Origin of the sequence: Coprococcus intestinalis (genome assembly GCF_023656595.1) — a bacterium.
Taxonomy (GTDB): domain Bacteria; phylum Bacillota; class Clostridia; order Lachnospirales; family Lachnospiraceae; genus Coprococcus_A; species Coprococcus_A intestinihominis.
This window is the reverse complement of the sequence record NZ_JAMOKJ010000016.1, coordinates 77,641-93,802: the sequence shown is the minus strand read 5'-3', so window position 1 is coordinate 93,802 and position 16,162 is coordinate 77,641. Positions and strand designations below refer to the sequence as shown.

The 16,162-nt window shown below is 41.2% G+C and carries 14 protein-coding genes; 10 read left to right on the top strand and 4 right to left on the bottom strand.

Annotated elements, in window-relative coordinates; all coding sequences use genetic code 11:
* Nucleotides 1–2 precede the first annotated feature (2 nt).
* The 6 genes from NBH03_RS12355 (at nt 3) to NBH03_RS12330 (ending at nt 6,831) form a co-directional block, all read left to right on the top strand.
* Nucleotides 3–1,292, top strand: coding sequence for a YidC/Oxa1 family membrane protein insertase (locus tag NBH03_RS12355; RefSeq protein ID WP_117539783.1), 1,290 nt, complete (start codon nt 3–5; stop codon nt 1,290–1,292).
* Nucleotides 1,293–1,309: 17 nt separating this feature from the next.
* Nucleotides 1,310–2,104 (top strand): RNA-binding cell elongation regulator Jag/EloR, encoded by a 795-nt coding sequence (jag, locus tag NBH03_RS12350; RefSeq protein WP_250799766.1) that lies wholly within the window; start codon nt 1,310–1,312, stop codon nt 2,102–2,104.
* Between the two features lie 202 nt (nt 2,105–2,306).
* A complete protein-coding gene (gene mnmE, locus NBH03_RS12345) occupies nt 2,307–3,683 on the top strand; it encodes a tRNA uridine-5-carboxymethylaminomethyl(34) synthesis GTPase MnmE (protein WP_117539781.1) in 1,377 nt (458 codons plus the stop codon).
* 14 nt (nt 3,684–3,697) lie between these two features.
* Nucleotides 3,698–5,647: a tRNA uridine-5-carboxymethylaminomethyl(34) synthesis enzyme MnmG gene (gene mnmG / locus NBH03_RS12340; RefSeq protein WP_250799765.1), complete on the top strand. Its 1,950-nt coding sequence runs from the start codon at nt 3,698–3,700 to the stop codon at nt 5,645–5,647.
* Between the two features lie 12 nt (nt 5,648–5,659).
* Nucleotides 5,660–6,379: a 16S rRNA (guanine(527)-N(7))-methyltransferase RsmG gene (gene rsmG / locus NBH03_RS12335; RefSeq protein ID WP_117528532.1), complete on the top strand. Its 720-nt coding sequence runs from the start codon at nt 5,660–5,662 to the stop codon at nt 6,377–6,379.
* A gap of 11 nt (nt 6,380–6,390) precedes the next feature.
* Nucleotides 6,391–6,831 carry a GNAT family N-acetyltransferase gene (locus NBH03_RS12330; protein WP_015513002.1) on the top strand — a complete coding sequence of 147 codons (441 nt, stop codon included), beginning with the start codon at nt 6,391–6,393 and terminating at the stop codon, nt 6,829–6,831.
* 58 nt (nt 6,832–6,889) lie between these two features.
* On the opposite strand, the gene NBH03_RS12325 is transcribed toward NBH03_RS12330, so the two are convergent.
* The 4 genes from NBH03_RS12325 to argS all read right to left on the bottom strand — a co-directional run bounded on the left by NBH03_RS12325 (nt 6,890) and on the right by argS (nt 11,480).
* A complete protein-coding gene (locus NBH03_RS12325; RefSeq protein ID WP_227082434.1) occupies nt 6,890–7,543 on the bottom strand; it encodes a DUF4446 family protein in 654 nt (217 codons plus the stop codon).
* A 25-nt stretch (nt 7,544–7,568) separates the two neighbouring features.
* Nucleotides 7,569–8,657, bottom strand: a complete 1,089-nt coding sequence (locus NBH03_RS12320; RefSeq protein WP_250799764.1) for a ParB/RepB/Spo0J family partition protein — start codon at nt 8,655–8,657, stop codon at nt 7,569–7,571.
* Entirely contained in the window at nt 8,648–9,427 is a 780-nt protein-coding gene (locus NBH03_RS12315; RefSeq protein WP_015513005.1) for a ParA family protein, read from the bottom strand. The genes NBH03_RS12320 and NBH03_RS12315 overlap by 10 nt, the downstream gene beginning before the upstream one ends.
* 367 nt (nt 9,428–9,794) lie before the next feature.
* Nucleotides 9,795–11,480: an arginine--tRNA ligase gene (gene argS, locus NBH03_RS12310; protein ID WP_250799763.1), complete on the bottom strand. Its 1,686-nt coding sequence runs from the start codon at nt 11,478–11,480 to the stop codon at nt 9,795–9,797.
* Between the two features lie 306 nt (nt 11,481–11,786).
* Between argS and NBH03_RS12305 the strand changes: the two genes are divergently transcribed.
* The 4 genes from NBH03_RS12305 to holB all read left to right on the top strand — a co-directional run bounded on the left by NBH03_RS12305 (nt 11,787) and on the right by holB (nt 16,161).
* Complete coding sequence (locus tag NBH03_RS12305) at nt 11,787–12,746, top strand: alpha/beta hydrolase (RefSeq protein WP_250799762.1); 960 nt, start codon at nt 11,787–11,789, stop codon at nt 12,744–12,746.
* Between the two features lie 150 nt (nt 12,747–12,896).
* Nucleotides 12,897–14,384 (top strand): aminotransferase class I/II-fold pyridoxal phosphate-dependent enzyme, encoded by a 1,488-nt coding sequence (locus tag NBH03_RS12300; RefSeq protein WP_250799761.1) that lies wholly within the window; start codon nt 12,897–12,899, stop codon nt 14,382–14,384.
* Between the two features lie 109 nt (nt 14,385–14,493).
* Nucleotides 14,494–15,078, top strand: a complete 585-nt coding sequence (locus NBH03_RS12295; RefSeq protein WP_250799760.1) for a nucleoside/nucleotide kinase family protein — start codon at nt 14,494–14,496, stop codon at nt 15,076–15,078.
* 93 nt (nt 15,079–15,171) lie between these two features.
* The gene (holB, locus tag NBH03_RS12290) at nt 15,172–16,161 is read left to right on the top strand and encodes a DNA polymerase III subunit delta' (RefSeq protein WP_015513010.1); all 990 of its coding nucleotides are present in this window, start codon (nt 15,172–15,174) and stop codon (nt 16,159–16,161) included.
* Nucleotide 16,162 lies beyond the last annotated feature (1 nt).

Genomic DNA, 16,162 nt, shown 5'->3' with positions numbered 1-16,162 from the left:
CGTTGAGTATTTTAGTTTTGACACAGACCGGGGGCATTTTGAAGCCTTTTGCTATTATCCTCGGTTTCATTATGAACTACATTTATCGATTTCTTCAGATTTTCGGTATTAATAATGTAGCTCTGACAATTATTTTGTTTACGTTGGTTATCAATGTGCTGATGATTCCATTGACGGTCAAGCAGCAGAAGTTTTCGAAGATGTCTTCTTTGATGAACCCCGAACTTCAGAAGGTTCAGAAGAAGTATCAGAACCGTAAAGATGAAAAGTCTATGCGTATGATGCAGGCTGAGACACAGGCAATTTATGACAAGTACGGTGCAAGTCCGACAGGCGGATGTCTGCCGATGCTGATCCAGCTGCCAATCCTGTTTGCATTGTATCGTGTTATTTATAATGTACCGGCTTATGTTGAACCGGTACGTGAGATTTATGAACATATTGCCCAGCCAATCATGAGTGCATCAGGTGCCGGCGATATTATGACAACACTGATCAAGGAAATGAGTCTGAGAGTTTCCAATTTTGATATTAGCAATATCAATAAGGTTATTGATGCACTTTATGTTGTTAAGAGTACAGGATGGAGTGCCGTCAGCGATGCATTTTCAGGCAGTGCAGATGTTGTGAATGCGATTTCTCAGTATTCTTCAGAAATCATCAGAATGAACAGTATTCCGGGCGGATTGAATATTGCGGATGCACCGGTTATTTTTGGTAATGGCTTCAAAGGTATTTTCCCAGGTGTACTGATTCCGATTCTTGCAGGTGTTTCACAGTGGGCGAACCTGAAGGTTTCCCAGAGAAGTCAGCCTAAACCGGATCTGGATTCTACAATGGGCAGCACAATGAATACGATGAACATGATGATGCCGTTGATGTCTGTGTTCTTCTGTATTACACTTCCTTCCGGTATGGGTATTTACTGGATCGCAAGTGCTGTATTCAGAACAATCATTTACCTGTTTATTGATAAGTTCTTTAATAACAAGAGTGTAGATGATATCATTGAGGCTAATAAAGAGAAAGCTGCAAAGAAAGCCGAGAAACGCGGTGAACAGAACGCAAAACTTGAAGAATATGCAGCTATGAAGACAAAGAATATTGATCGTCGTTCTATTTCTCAGATTGCTAATGCAGGCAAAGGCAATGGAGATGCAAAGGCAGAGAAGAAGAGTGAATCTTCCAATGCCGGAGGAAAGAGCAGCAAGAAGGTTGATAAGAACAATGCAGAGGCGGATAAGAAGTCCATATCCGGATATGCGCATATGCTGAATCGACATGACGATTAATTTGGGGGATTACACGCATGGAATATATTGAAGTAAGTGCGAAGACAGTTGAAGATGCTATTTCCGAAGCTGCTATTAAGCTTGAAGTGCCAAGCGATAAGATTGAATATGAAGTAATTACTGAAGGAAGCACAGGTTTCTTAGGACTGATCGGCAGCAAGCCGGCAGTGATTAAAGCACGTAAGAAGTTCAATCTTCTTGACCATACAAAGGATTTCCTTGCAAGACTGTTTAAAGCCATGAATGTGGATGTCAATAGTACAGTGGATTATGATGAAGAGAGCAGAACAATGAATATTGTCTTTGATGGTGAAGTCATGGGTCTGCTGATCGGTAAGAGAGGACAGACACTGGATTCTCTTCAGTACATCATCAGTCTGGTTGTGAACAAGGAAAGTGATTCTTATATCCGCATTAAAGTGGACACAGAGAATTATCGTGAGAGAAGAAAGGCAACACTTGAGAATCTTGCGAAGAATCTTGCCTATAAGGTGAAGAGAACAAGACGACCGGTATCCCTTGAGCCAATGAATCCTTATGAGCGCCGTGTGATTCATTCTGTACTTCAGAATGACCGTTATGTAGAAACACACAGTGAAGGTGAGGAACCATACCGTAAGGTTGTGATTACTTTAAAGAAAGATTACCGGGAGAGAAGTCCTAGAAGTGGTTACAACCGTGAGGGACGCTATAATCGTGAAAATAATTATAACCGCGAGAGAGGCTATAGAAGAGAACGTTCTTACAGCCGTGAAGAAGTTGAAAGACCTGCGGAGAATAATGAGAATAACGATAGTAATGATAATGTCTGATGCAGGCAGCACGCCGGAGGCGTTCTTGAATGTATAAATCTGGCATATGATCAGGGAGCTGTCGCATCAGTAAGGCGTGTATTCTATTTGATGGAATACGAAGCCCGGGATGCGGCAGCTTTTTTGTGTCGGCAGGAATTTGGGTGGAATTTTCTGTGACACCGAAAGGGCACTTGGTGCCGGGATGTGCAGGAGGTAGAAAATGCAGAGTGACACAATTGCAGCGATATCCACAGGCATGACGAATGCAGGTATCGGAAAAGTAAGGCTCAGCGGCGATGATGCGGTGACGATTGTTGACCGAATCTACAGAAGCCCTGGCGGCAGAAAGAGACTGAGTGATGTCTCAACACATACGATTCACTATGGCTATATTTATGATGGAGACTGCCTCATTGATGAGGTCATGGTATTGATTATGAGGGGGCCGAACAGCTATACAAGAGAGGACGTTGTCGAGATAGATTGTCACGGCGGTGTGGTTGTTATGAAAAAGCTCCTTGAGACGGTATTGAAATACGGCGCCAGACTGGCAGAACCGGGAGAATTTACAAAGCGTGCCTTTTTGAATGGACGGATTGATCTGTCTCAGGCGGAGGCAGTGATTGATGTTATTAATGCGAAAAGTGATATGGCACTGGAGAGTTCTCTGAACCAGTTAAGAGGAAGTGTTAAGAAAAGGATAGAGAAGTTAAGAAAAGGAATTATAGGCAATATTGCGTTTATTGAAGCGGCTCTGGATGATCCTGAACATATTCAGGCAGAAGGTTTTGGCGATGAGTTGGCTGTTCAGGTGCGCGGGTATATGGCAGAACTTCAGAAAATGTTGGATTCCGCAGATAATGGCCGTCTGGTCAAGGAGGGAATCAAGACTGTTATCCTGGGAAAGCCGAATGCAGGAAAGTCTTCATTGATGAATGTACTTCTGGGTGAGAATAGAGCCATTGTCACGGAAATTGCCGGCACAACCAGGGATACGCTGGAGGAACATGTCAGTATACATGGTATTCCGCTGAATATTATCGATACGGCCGGCATTCGTCAGACAGAGGATGTTGTGGAGAAAATCGGTGTCAGGAAGGCAATCGACTTTGCGGAGGAAGCGGATCTGATCATCTATGTTGTAGATAGTTCAACGGAGATGGATCAGAATGACGATGATATTATTCGAATGATCCAGAGCAAAAAGGTCATTGTGCTGATGAATAAATCAGATCTCCGGCCGGTTGTGTCACGCTCAGATATTGAGAAGCAGCTGCAGGCACCGATAATTGAAATATCAGCCAGAGAAGAAACAGGATTGGATATTTTCGAGGATACATTGAAAGACATGTTTTTCGCAGGTGATATTCACTACAACGATGAGCTTTGCATTACCAACGTGAGACATAAAGCTGCGATTGCAGCAGCGCTTGAAAGCCTCAAAATGGTGATGCACAGCATAGAAGATGGGATGCCGGAGGATTTCTTCTCAATAGATCTGATGGATGCTTATGAGCAGCTGGGACATATTATTGGTGAAGCAGTGGAAGATGATCTGGTGGATACAATTTTCAGTGATTTCTGCATGGGAAAATAAAGGAGTACAAAACGGTGGAATATAAATACGAAGCATACGATGTGGCGGTCATAGGCGCTGGACATGCAGGCTGTGAAGCGGCCCTCGCCTGTGCGCGTCTTGGACTTAAGACGATTATTTTTACAATTAGTGTTGAAAGCATTGCAATGATGCCTTGCAATCCGAATATTGGCGGCAGCTCAAAGGGACATCTTGTCAGGGAAATCGATGCCCTTGGCGGTGAGATGGGAAAGAATATAGATAAGACATTCATTCAGTCAAAAATGTTAAATAGTTCAAAGGGACCTGCGGTTCATTCTCTCCGTGCACAGGCTGATAAAGCGGATTACAGCCGAAAAATGCGCCAGACCCTTGAGAATACAGATAATCTGACAATCAAACAGGCTGAGATTGTGGACATTATCGTGGAAGAAGGATGTATGACAGGTGTGAAGACTCATACAGGCGGAATTTATCCATGTAAAGCGGCTGTGCTTGCCACAGGTACTTATTTGAAGGCCAGATGTTTGTGCGGTGAAACAATTACTTATACAGGTCCAAACGGATTAAAGGCGGCTAATGATCTGTCTGAAGCCCTTAAGAGAGAGGGGATTGAGCTGGTACGTTTTAAGACCGGAACTCCGGCCAGAATGGACAAGAGAACCATTGATTTCAGTAAGATGGCGGAGCAGTTTGGAGATGAGACGGTTGTGCCGTTTTCATTTACAACGGATCCGGCATCGGTACAGAAGGAGCAGGTTTCTTGCTGGCTGACTTATACCAATGAGGAAACACATCAGATCATCAGAAACAATTTGGATCGTTCACCGATTTATGCGGGTATTATTGAGGGAACAGGGCCAAGATATTGTCCGTCTATTGAGGATAAGGTTGTCAAGTTTGCCGATAAAAACAGACATCAGGTTTTTCTGGAGCCTGAGGGGCTTTATACGAATGAAATGTATGTGGGAGGTATGTCCAGTTCTCTTCCGGAGGATGTTCAGTATCAGATGTATCATACGGTGCCGGGACTTGAACATGCGAAGATTGTCCGTAATGCTTATGCGATAGAATATGATTGTATTCCGGCTACGCAGTTGAAACCAACGTTGGAATTCAAGAAAATCAGTGGTCTGTTCAGCGGCGGTCAGTTTAATGGCAGTTCGGGATACGAGGAAGCGGCGGCACAGGGATTGATGGCCGGTATTAATGCGGCGATGAAGGTGCTTGGAAGGGAGCAGGTGATCCTGAAGCGTTCGGATGCTTATATTGGTGTTCTGATTGATGATCTGGTTACGAAAGAAACCCATGAACCGTACCGAATGATGACATCCAGGGCAGAATACAGACTGCTTCTCAGACAGGATAATGCTGATCAGAGATTAACAGCAATTGGTCATGATATCGGTCTGATTGATGATATAAGATATCAACACCTGCTTCAGAAGGAAGTGTTGATTTATCGGGAGATTGAACGTGTCAGCCATGTCAATATCGGTGCGGGTCCGAAGACACAGAAATTGTTGGAAGCATGCGGCAGTACACCATTGAAAACAGCTGCTACATTGGCTGAGTTGATCCGCAGACCTGAGCTGAATTATAAGATGTTGGCGGATATTGATGAGGATAGACCTGAATTGCCGGATGAGGTGACTGATCAGGTAGAGATCAGCATTAAATATGATGGCTATATAAAACGTCAGTTGAGTCAGGTAGAGAAGTTTAAGAAACTTGAAAGTAAGACACTTCCGGAAGATATCTGTTATTCAGATATCCATGGCCTTAGAATTGAGGCACAGCAGAAGCTGGATAAGATTAAACCGGTTTCAATCGGCCAGGCGTCACGTATATCCGGTGTTACACCTGCAGATATTTCTGTTTTGCTGATTCATTTGTCTCAGGGTGGTCAGAAGCAGCATATGCAGGACATGCACAACGATGAAAAGCCGGAAAATGATACACATGAAACCGCCAATAGAGAATAAATGAGGAAAAATATGTATTCGATTGAAAGCTTTAAGAAAAAAGTTAATATGTTACATATTGAATTAAGTGACAAACAATATAATCAATATGTAACATATTATGAAATGGTTGTAGAAAAAAACAAGGTCATGAACCTGACTGGAATTACTGAATTTGACGAATTTATTGATAAGCATTATATTGACAGTCTATCGATTGTCAATGCGGTGGATATGCACCAGGTTCAGAGTGCCATTGACGTGGGAACCGGTGCCGGATTTCCGGGGATTCCTCTGAAGATTGCCTTTCCGCATCTGAAAATCACATTATTGGATTCGTTGAACAAGAGAATTAATTTTCTGAATGAAGTTGTAGAAACGTTGGGCTTGGAAAATGTTGAGACATGCCATGGACGTGCTGAAGATTTTGGCCATAGAAAAGAGTATCGTGAGCAGTATGATCTTTGCACATCGCGTGCAGTGGCTAATCTATCAACATTAAGCGAGTATTGTGTACCATTTGTAAAAATCGGTGGACAATTTGTCTCATACAAATCCGGGAATGTGGATAATGAATTAAGAGAATCAGAAAAGGCAATCAGAATTCTTGGAGGAGAAATCGGGAAGGTCTGTAGTTTTGTGCTTCCTGAGACAGATTTTGCGAGGACATTGGTTCCGATTAAAAAAATCAAATCAACAGGAAAAAAATATCCGAGAAAAGCTGGCACACCATCGAAAGAGCCATTACAATAGGGAGGCAGAACATGATTAGAGGCGTTTATCTCAATACAATGAATGATGATCTCAGTAAATGTATGAAGATTTATCAGGATGTTTTTGAAGAAGATATGAATGAGAATGTTGAAACTTGGAAAAATTCTAATAGTGAAGACATGGCGATTTATCTTCTTTTGTATAATGAAAACGAGATACCGGTGGGAACGGCCAGACTGATCTTTGATTTTGATGGTGTTTTCAAATTTGATGGATTGGCTGTGCTTCCTGAGTTCAGAAAGAATGGTTACGGCGATTTCATTATGCATATGATTTTTGACAAAGCTTATCAGAGCGGTGCACATTATCTGGTAAGCAATGATATTTATCATATGCCTGATTATTTTAAGAAATATGGTTTTTCAATTGAAAATAATCATTTATCCCTGGATTTGAAACAGTATTTTAATACACATAAATGTTGTCATTAACAATCGTAAAAAGATCCCGAGTCGCATTTGATTCAGGATCTTTTTTATTGCAAGTGTTTTATTCATTTTCTTTCGTGGTTGACTGAGAAGCAGATTTCTTCTTAGCAACAGCTTCTTTTTTCGAAGGCGTCTCTTCAGACTGTGCCTTTGATTTGGTGATTTTTCGAATTTTCTTGCCTCCGGCAATGGTGGTTGTTGTCGGTTGTGGTGAGTTAGATGCAATTGCATTTTTGACAGCTTCTGCTTCCTCTTCGCTTAATGGCAGTTCGCATTCACCGCGTACGATGTCCTTGATATATGTATAAGAACCTTCACGGCTATGGATACAGTTCATAACAAAACCAGTATTGCTGTCATTGAGAAGTGCATAGGCAAAACTTAATTGACCGCCTAATTCCTTAAATGCATCATATTTAACAACGCCGCATTTCTGATAGGAACGGTTTAAACTCTTTTCTACATACATCATGCGTTTATGAAGTAAGTCTGTCTGCTCTTTTACAAGATCAATATCATCAAATTGTGCTTTGAAGGTATCCTCAAGGGTTTTTCCATTTTTACCTTTCATAAAGATTTTATAATTCATTTCAAGTCGTGACTGTCTTAAGACAAGCATAATGACAAGTACAATTGCCACAACAGTCAGGATAAGTGAAAGTATAACTAATATGCCCGGATCAAAATTTAATTTGGCAAAGATTTTACTTTCCATTTTTACCTCCTTGTTAGTTTAAGTATTATTTAATTGTTTCTAATAAAGAAACAATTCTTTCAAGATCCTCTTCAGAGTAATATTCTATTTCAATGCGGCCTTTTTTATTGCTTTTTGCATTAATCTGAACTTTTGTACCAATGATTGACTTGATTTTATCCTCTAACTGATGATAGATAATGGCTGTCTGTGGGTCAATACCGGCCTTCTTATTTTTCTTGTCAGCAAGCATGTTTTTGATTAAGCGTTCTGTTTCGCGTACGCTTAATTTGTTGTCAAATATTTTCATGGCCAGTGTATATTGCAGTTCAGGGTCTGTAATAGCCAGTAATGCACGGCCATGTCCGCTTGAAATCATTTCGTCAACGATCATTTGTTTAACTCTGTTGTCCAGTTTTAACAGACGCAGAGAATTTGTTACAGCAGTTCGACTCTTGGATACTTTTTCGGCTGCTTCTTCCTGCTTTAAGCCGTATTCATCAATTAATTTCTGGAAGGCAATGGCTTCCTCAATTGGATTCAGGTCTTCACGCTGAAGATTCTCAATCAATGCAATCTCCATACTCTCCATTGGCGTGTAATCCTTAATAATAACGGGGATTTCTGTGAGTCCGGCCAATCTGGCTGCACGCCAGCGTCTTTCGCCGGCGATAATCGTGTAGAAATCATCTTTCTTCTGTACAATCAGCGGCTGGATGATGCCGTGGAGTTTGATAGAATCGGCTAATTCCTGAAGTGCATCCTCATCAAAATTTTGTCGGGGCTGACTTCTGTTTGGCTCTATTTCATCAATTTTAACAAGTGTTTCTGCATTTTTCTCAATGACTTTTTCAACAATTTTCTCAACAGGTATCTCTACAACTTTCTCGACAGGTACTTCAACGATTTTCTCAACGACCTTTTCAACAGGCACTTCAACGATTTTCTCAACAATATTGGAAGAATGGGTCGCATCTTTCTGAGTTGACTTTAAATCCGCTTCAGTCTTTGAAGATGTGGATTGCAATTCGGATTTCTTAGGTGCAGTTGTCTCGGAATGTGTTGTCAGTGATGTTGTTGGGGAGATAAGAGCATCCAGCCCGCGCCCGAGCCCTTTTTTCTTCTTTACAGCCATTCGTTTTCATCCTCTTTCTCAATTACTTCTTCTGCAAGGTATCTATATGCTTCAGCACCGGCAGATCGGGAATCGTACATATTAATTGGCATTCCGTAACTTGGTGCTTCTGCAAGTCGTACATTTCTAGGAATAATGGTTTTATAAATATTCTTGTCCAGATTTTCCTTGACATTCTCAACAACCTGTAGAGAAAGGTTTGTTCTGGCATCATACATCGTGAAAACAACGCCTTCTATTTCAAGCTTCGGATTCAATCGTTCCTTAATTAAATCAATGGTATGTATTAACTGAGATAAACCTTCAAGGGCATAGTACTCACATTGGATCGGAACAATAACAGAATCCGCTGCAGCCATAGCATTGATTGTAAGAAGATTCAAAGATGGCGGGCAGTCAATGATAATATAGTCATAGTCACTTCTAATCATATCCAGTTTGGATTTCAGAAGGTATTCTTTGTTTTCAAATCCTATCAATTCAATCTCGGCACCGGACAAATTGATGTTGGATGGAATAACAGACAGATTCTCCATAACGCTTGGATAGATGCATTCAGAAAGTTCAGACTCATCCAGAATCAGTTCGTAGACGGTGTTTTCTGCCTGGTTTTTGTCTACGCCTAACCCACTTGTTGTATTCCCCTGAGGATCCATGTCTAAAGTTAATACTTTTTTGTTCTTTTCTGCCAGACATGCAGACAAATTGATAGCTGTTGTTGTTTTTCCTACGCCACCTTTTTGGTTTGCGACAGCAATAATTCTGCTCATAAATCCTCCTTATATTACTCTGTTTTATTATCCGGATTAAAATTCCCGGATTAATCATTACTCTAATAACGCTCATTAAATTATAACATTTCTTATAAAAATAATCTACCTATATTATAAATGTTTCACGTGAAACATTTGTGAAAAACATATAAAAATAGTATATTTCATGTTTCACGTGAAACATTTGGAATACAAGCAGGAGATATGAGGATGTTTCACATGAAAAATCCTACGCAAATTCGGAAGGCTAAGGCGACTACTATTATACAAATAGAAAAGCCAATGTTTCACGTGAAACATTGGCTTTGTTTGTACCAGAATCAAGATTCTTTAAAACAACGGTTTAAAATCACACAGTTGCGGATTACATTTGTTCAGGACACTGAATACCAAGTAATGATAAAGCGTCTTTGATGATGTAACGTGCAATCTTTACAACATTGGTTCTTGTATATTTGGTTGTCTCGTCCTCAACGTTGATCTGACACTCATGATAGAATTTATTAAATGCATGGGCTAAATCAATGCTGTATCGAGCAATAACTGAAGGCTCATAACGTTCAGCTGCATCTTTGATTACCTGAGGATATCTTTCAATTTCCTTTAAGAGACCGATAGATGCTTCGTCGGTTAATAATGTATAGTCAATTGTATCAGGTACTTCGCCGATCTTTCTCAGTACACTTGAAGCACGTGCATAAGTATACTGAACATAAGGACCTGTCTCACCATCAAAATTCAGCAGCTTGTTCCAGTCAAAGATGACATCCTTGATTCGCTGGTTGTATAAATCATTGAAGATAATAGCACCGATACCAACCTGTTTGGCAACTTCTTCTTTATCAGGAATATCAGGGTTCTTCTCTTCAATAATGCTTGTTGTCTTATTGATTGATTCACGAAGCAGATCTTCTGCAAAAATAACATTACCTTTACGTGAAGAAATCTTACCGCTCTTAAGGCTTACGAGACCATAAGGAATATGCACAAGATTCTTGGCGTAATCGTTGCCCATTAATTCAATAACCTTGAATACCTGTGCAAAATGCAGTTTCTGTTCAAGACCTGTGACATAGAGACAACGGTCAAAGTTGTAAGTTGCCTTACGATAAAGAATAGCAGCAAGATCTCGTGTCGCGTAGATGGAACTTCCGTCTTTCTTGGCAACAATACAAGGCGGCATATCATATTCGTCCAGAGGAACAATCATAGCACCCTGGCTTTCCTTTAATAAGCCATCATCTGTTAGGCGCTTGATAACATCGGCTGTCTTGTCGCGATAAAAACTTTCACCGGCAAAGGAATCAAATTCCATACCTAAAATGTTGTAAACACGCATAAATTCCTTTAAGCTGATATCACGGAACCACTGCCAGATCTCAAGGGCTTCTTCGTTACCCTGTTCCATCTTCAGAAACCAGGCACGTGCTTCATCATTCAGTGAATCATCCTTTTCAGCCTCTTCGTGGAATTTGACATAGATATCCATTAATTCTTCAATACCTTTTTCTTCAACGGCTTCACGACTGCCCCATTTCTTGTAGGCAACAATTAATTTGCCGAACTGAGTGCCCCAGTCGCCGAGATGATTGATACGAACGACTTTATAACCGAGCTTGGAGAAAATCTTATACAGAGAATTACCGATGATGGTTGTTCTCAGATGGCCAACATGGAAATTCTTAGCAACGTTAGGTGAAGAGTAGTCGATACAGATTGTCTTGTCCTTACCCTGATCAGAACAGCCATAATCAGTTGTGTTGTTATACTTATCGATAATCTGCTGTGCATACTGTGCTTTATCGACATAAAAGTTGAGGTAACCACCTATAACCTTGATTTCACTTAAAAATGCCTGATCACCAATGGACTCTTTCAGGTCCTGTGCGATCATAGGAGGCGCCTTGTGATAGGATTTGGCAAGACGGAAACATGGAAATGCAAAATCACCCATTTCCGGTTTTGGTGGAATTTCAATAAGCTGTGAGATTTCTTCGCTGGTCAGAACTTCGATGCTCTGAGACAGTAAATTGACAATTTGATTCTTCATTAAAAACACCTTTCTATACTAAAAGATAGCTTAAACTTATAAAATGTTAGCTAGCGGTAACAAATAACAAAAAAGAACATAATTGAACAGAAAATAAGCTGAAAAGCGGTAGATCTGCTGATTGTATAAGATGTTCTCTATTGTTTTTAACATATGTTCTATTATTTTACAATAGATTTGAAAAAATATCCACACTTTTTCAAGATGATATAAAGGCAAATTACGGGAAGCAAGCTATGATAGAGACTTGTAAATATTGCAAACATGACATATAATAATAGTACTTGACAGAAAGGAGCGGATAGTGTGAAAGAAAGCAGAAAAAAGCTTCTTAAAGGGATCGTAACTGCAGCTGCTGCGGCAGGTGCTGTTTATGGTATGAACCGCCTTGTTTTTTTCCTGTCAACGATGAAGGATTTGTTGACATCAAAAGAAAAGTCTTATTATAACTGGCGGTTTGGTGATATATATTATGCAAGAAAAGGTGAAGGACGCCCTGTTTTACTGTTGCATCAGCTGAGTGCTTCGGGGTCAGATTGTGAATGGCAGTCGATGATTGATGAATTGGCGGAGGATCATACGGTTTATACGATTGATCTTCCGGGATGCGGCCGATCACAGAAAGAGAAGATGGTCTATACCAATTATCTGTATGTGCAGGCAGTGAATGATTTTGTTAAGCATGTGATCAAGACAAAGACGGATATTATTACAAGCGGGGATACGTCGTCGATTGCAGTGATGGCCTGTCACAATGAGCCTTCATTATATGGTCGTTTTATTTTTATTAATCCTGAATCCTTGGATCATATGATCAGGACACCGGGACCACGGCAGAAGTGCCTGAGTTATCTGCTGCAGCTGCCGTTAGTGGGTACGCTGTATTATGTTCTGGCGAATTCCAGATGGAAGGTTAAGAGAGATTTTAGGACGAAATATTATTATAATGAAGACAGAATTGAACCAGGCATGGAAGATATGTTTTATGAAGCGGCCCATCTGGGCGGATTTGCAGCGCGCTTTGCATATGCCAGCCAGGTTGGATACTATACGAGAATCAATGTTGTGTATGCATTGAAGCAAATTGATCACAGCATGTATATTATCGGCGGAGAAGCCATGGAGGGTATGGATGATACGATTGCAGGGTATACGCATTTTAATCCTGCAATAGAGGCTGTTCGGATGGAGGGCACAAAGGGAATGCCGCATATGGAGAAGCCGGTTGAAACTGCAGATTTATGTAAACTGTATTTGGAACGCTGATGCGAAGCGGACAGTGAGAATAGAGGAGAGGAAAAGGGTTGTCGGCTCATGACATGACGCGGCAGCCCTTTTTATCTATATTGAAACAATAGTCCTGCTTTTGCGGAGGGTGAGGCAGAGCGTGAAAAAACTGGCTGGAGATTGAATAAAATGTGCAAAAATAATGAAATAGAAAGAAATGATGAACAGCCCTTGCTTGAGAGACTTGAGGCGTATGGGCGCACAGATGTCTATCCGTTTCATATGCCGGGGCATAAGCGGCGCCTGGGTCCAAAAGAGATGGGACATTTATATGAAATGGATATTACGGAAATTGATGGATTTGACAATCTGCATGAACCGGAAGGCATCTTAAAAGACGCACAGCTATTTGCGGCGGAGCTGTATCATTCGGAAGAGACAGCGTTTATTGTCAATGGCAGCACAGGGGGGCTTCTTGCAGCGATTGCCGGAATATGCCGGGATGGCGGAGAAATCCTTGCAGCAAGGAACTGTCATAAGGCGGTATATCACGCCATTGAGCTGCATCATTTGAAACCTTATTATATTTATCCTCCAATAAATACAAAATACGGGATAAACGAAGGGATTTATCCACAAGATGTTGAAAAAATGTGGATAACTCACCAAAATATCCAGGCAATTGTGATTACATCTCCAACATATGATGGTGTGGTATCAGATATTGAGGCAATCTGTGAGATTGCACACAGGCATCGTGTACCGGTGATTGTGGATGAGGCGCATGGAGCACATTTTTGTTTTTCAGATTATTTTCCCAAAAGTGCAGTGGCATGCGGTGCGGATGTGGTTATCCAGAGCACGCATAAGACGCTGCCTGCAATGACACAGACGGCTTTAATCCATTTGAATGGGAATTTGATCGATAGAGAAAGAATCAGAAGAATGCTGACCATTTACCAGACCAGCAGTCCTTCATATATTTTGATGGGGAGTATTGATGGCTGTCTGCACATGCTGTCAGAAAATGGTGAAATGTTATATAAGGCATACACAGAACGACTGCAGAAACTGAGAAATGCCATTCATGAGCAATGCCGTTGGATTAAGCTTCCTGAGTACGAAGAGCTGGACGCTGCATGTTCAAAGGATTATGACAAGTCAAAAATAGTTTTGTCGGTGAGAAATACAGGCATGACAGGCAGACAATTTCATGAGATACTGTTACATGATTACCATCTTCAGATGGAAATGGTTTCAGCAGAATATGTGCTTGCCATGACGGCGGTGGGAGACTCAGAAGAAGGCTATGATCGGCTTCTTCATGCGCTGGTGGAGACAGATGCGAAGATCAATGCGATGCTTGCACAAAACGAAGCCAAAAAGGATGCTTTGGATGAAGAGGAGAAGCTGCATGACTGGGCGAAACTTCCGGTTGTCAGTCAGAAAATGACCATTTACGATGCAGAACAAAGAAAAAAGATTTTGTGCAGGCTGGATGATGCTGCAGGCGAAATTGCAGCGGACTATATTTATCTGTATCCGCCGGGAATTCCGATTGTAACGCCGGGGGAGATGATTACAGGGGCGGTCATTGGTACGATTCATTGGTGGCTGTCAGATGGACTGCATGTCAGCGGCGTGTATGAGGAACGGGATGTTCGGATTATTTGCTGAGAATCGTTTGCCGGGAATTGGGTGGAACGCTGCCTGATGACAGAAAATAGATAATAAGAAAAATGGCAATAGAAATAATAAGGAAAATGCCAATAGAAAGAGAAATGATATGGGAAAGTTATTTTGCCTGATAGGGAAAAGTGCATCGGGAAAAGATGCTATCTTCAGATATTTGAGGGATAATAAGGAGCTGGGCCTGAAAGAAATTGTGCCGTACACCACCAGACCAATGAGAAAAGGGGAAGAAAACGGCGTTGGGTACTATTTTGTTGATCAGGCCGCTTATGAAAAAATGTGTCAGAACGGAAAAGTCATTGAAAGCAGGACCTATGAGACAATAAACGGACCGTGGCATTATTTTACGGTGGATGACGGACAGATTCGTCTGGACAGGGATAATGCGATTTTGATCGGTACGCTGGAAGTGTATAATCAGATGAAACGGTATTTCGGGGAAGAACAGGTTGTGCCCCTTTATATTGAAGTGGAAGACGGTCTGCGTTTAGAACGTGCCCTTGCCAGAGAAAGGATGCAGGATGTGCCGAATTATGCTGAATTATGTCGGCGTTATCTGGCAGATCGACAGGATTTTTCGGAGGAAAAAATTGCTGAAGCGGGCATTTTAAAACGCTACCAAAATATTGATTTTGATGCATGCTGCCGGGAGATTGTCCGTGATGTGAAGATATTTTGAAAGAATAAATGAATAAAAATTCACAGTGTAAAAAAGCATCAATTGTACAAAAAATAGTGAATATATGTTATACTGTTGATAGAGGTGATATGTATGACAGGTTTCGGCGATATTATCGGACATGAACAGATTATTGAACATTTCAGGAGTGCACTTAAGAATCATCAGGTCTCTCACGCTTATATATTAAACGGTGAGAACGGTTCAGGAAAGAATATGCTGGCGAAAGCTTTTGCGAAGGCGCTGGTGTGTGAGGCAGGATATGGTGATTCATGTAATATGTGTCGGGCGTGCCATCAGTTTGACAGCGGCAATCACCCGGATGTGAAATGGATTACCCATGAGAAAGCGAACAGCATCGGTGTAGATGAAGTTCGTGAACAGATTAATAATGACATTGTGATTAAGCCATACAGCAGCAAATATAAAGTTTATATTATAGATGAAGCTGAGAAGATGACAGTTCAGGCTCAGAATGCCCTTCTGAAGACCATTGAGGAACCGCCGGAATATGCAGTGATTCTTTTTCTGACGAATACGTTGGATGTACTGCTTCAGACTGTTCGTTCAAGATGTATTATTATGAATCTGAGAAGCGTGGATACGAAGCTGATCCAGCAGTATCTGATGCAGAAGTATCAGCTGCCGGATTATCAGGCCAGAGTATGTGCAGCCTATGCGCAGGGCAATGTCGGTAAGGCAATCATGATGGCGACTTCCGAACATTTCAGGGAAATGCAGGATTTCCTTCTGAGACTCCTGAAACGAGTGGATGATATGGAAGTATATGAAATTGTTGCAGCTATTCATGATATGACCACTTATAAAATGGATATCAGAGATCTGATCGATCTGATGATGGTCTGGTATCGGGATGTCCTGATCCTCAAAGCGACAGAAGATATCAACCAACTGGTGTATCAGGACGAGCACAAGTACCTTCAGAAGAAAGCTACGACGTCTTCTTATGAAGGACTGAATAACATTATGGAGGCATTGGAGAAGGCAAAAGTACGTCTGAATGCCAATGTTAATTTTGATATTACGATGGAGATGCTGCTATTAACAATAAAGGAGAATTAAA

Excerpts from the sequence above, each read along its gene's own strand:
- jag (WP_250799766.1), top strand. The coding sequence starts at position 1,310 with ATGGAATATATTGAAGTAAGTGCGAAGACAGTTGAAGATGCTATTTCC.
- mnmE (WP_117539781.1), top strand. The coding sequence starts at position 2,307 with ATGCAGAGTGACACAATTGCAGCGATATCCACAGGCATGACGAATGCA.
- rsmG (WP_117528532.1), top strand. The coding sequence starts at position 5,660 with ATGTATTCGATTGAAAGCTTTAAGAAAAAAGTTAATATGTTACATATT.
- NBH03_RS12330 (WP_015513002.1), top strand. The coding sequence starts at position 6,391 with ATGATTAGAGGCGTTTATCTCAATACAATGAATGATGATCTCAGTAAA.
- NBH03_RS12325 (WP_227082434.1), bottom strand. The coding sequence starts at position 7,543 with ATGGAAAGTAAAATCTTTGCCAAATTAAATTTTGATCCGGGCATATTA.
- NBH03_RS12320 (WP_250799764.1), bottom strand. The coding sequence starts at position 8,657 with ATGGCTGTAAAGAAGAAAAAAGGGCTCGGGCGCGGGCTGGATGCTCTT.
- NBH03_RS12315 (WP_015513005.1), bottom strand. The coding sequence starts at position 9,427 with ATGAGCAGAATTATTGCTGTCGCAAACCAAAAAGGTGGCGTAGGAAAA.
- argS (WP_250799763.1), bottom strand. The coding sequence starts at position 11,480 with ATGAAGAATCAAATTGTCAATTTACTGTCTCAGAGCATCGAAGTTCTG.
- NBH03_RS12300 (WP_250799761.1), top strand. The coding sequence starts at position 12,897 with ATGTGCAAAAATAATGAAATAGAAAGAAATGATGAACAGCCCTTGCTT.
- NBH03_RS12295 (WP_250799760.1), top strand. The coding sequence starts at position 14,494 with ATGGGAAAGTTATTTTGCCTGATAGGGAAAAGTGCATCGGGAAAAGAT.
- holB (WP_015513010.1), top strand. The coding sequence starts at position 15,172 with ATGACAGGTTTCGGCGATATTATCGGACATGAACAGATTATTGAACAT.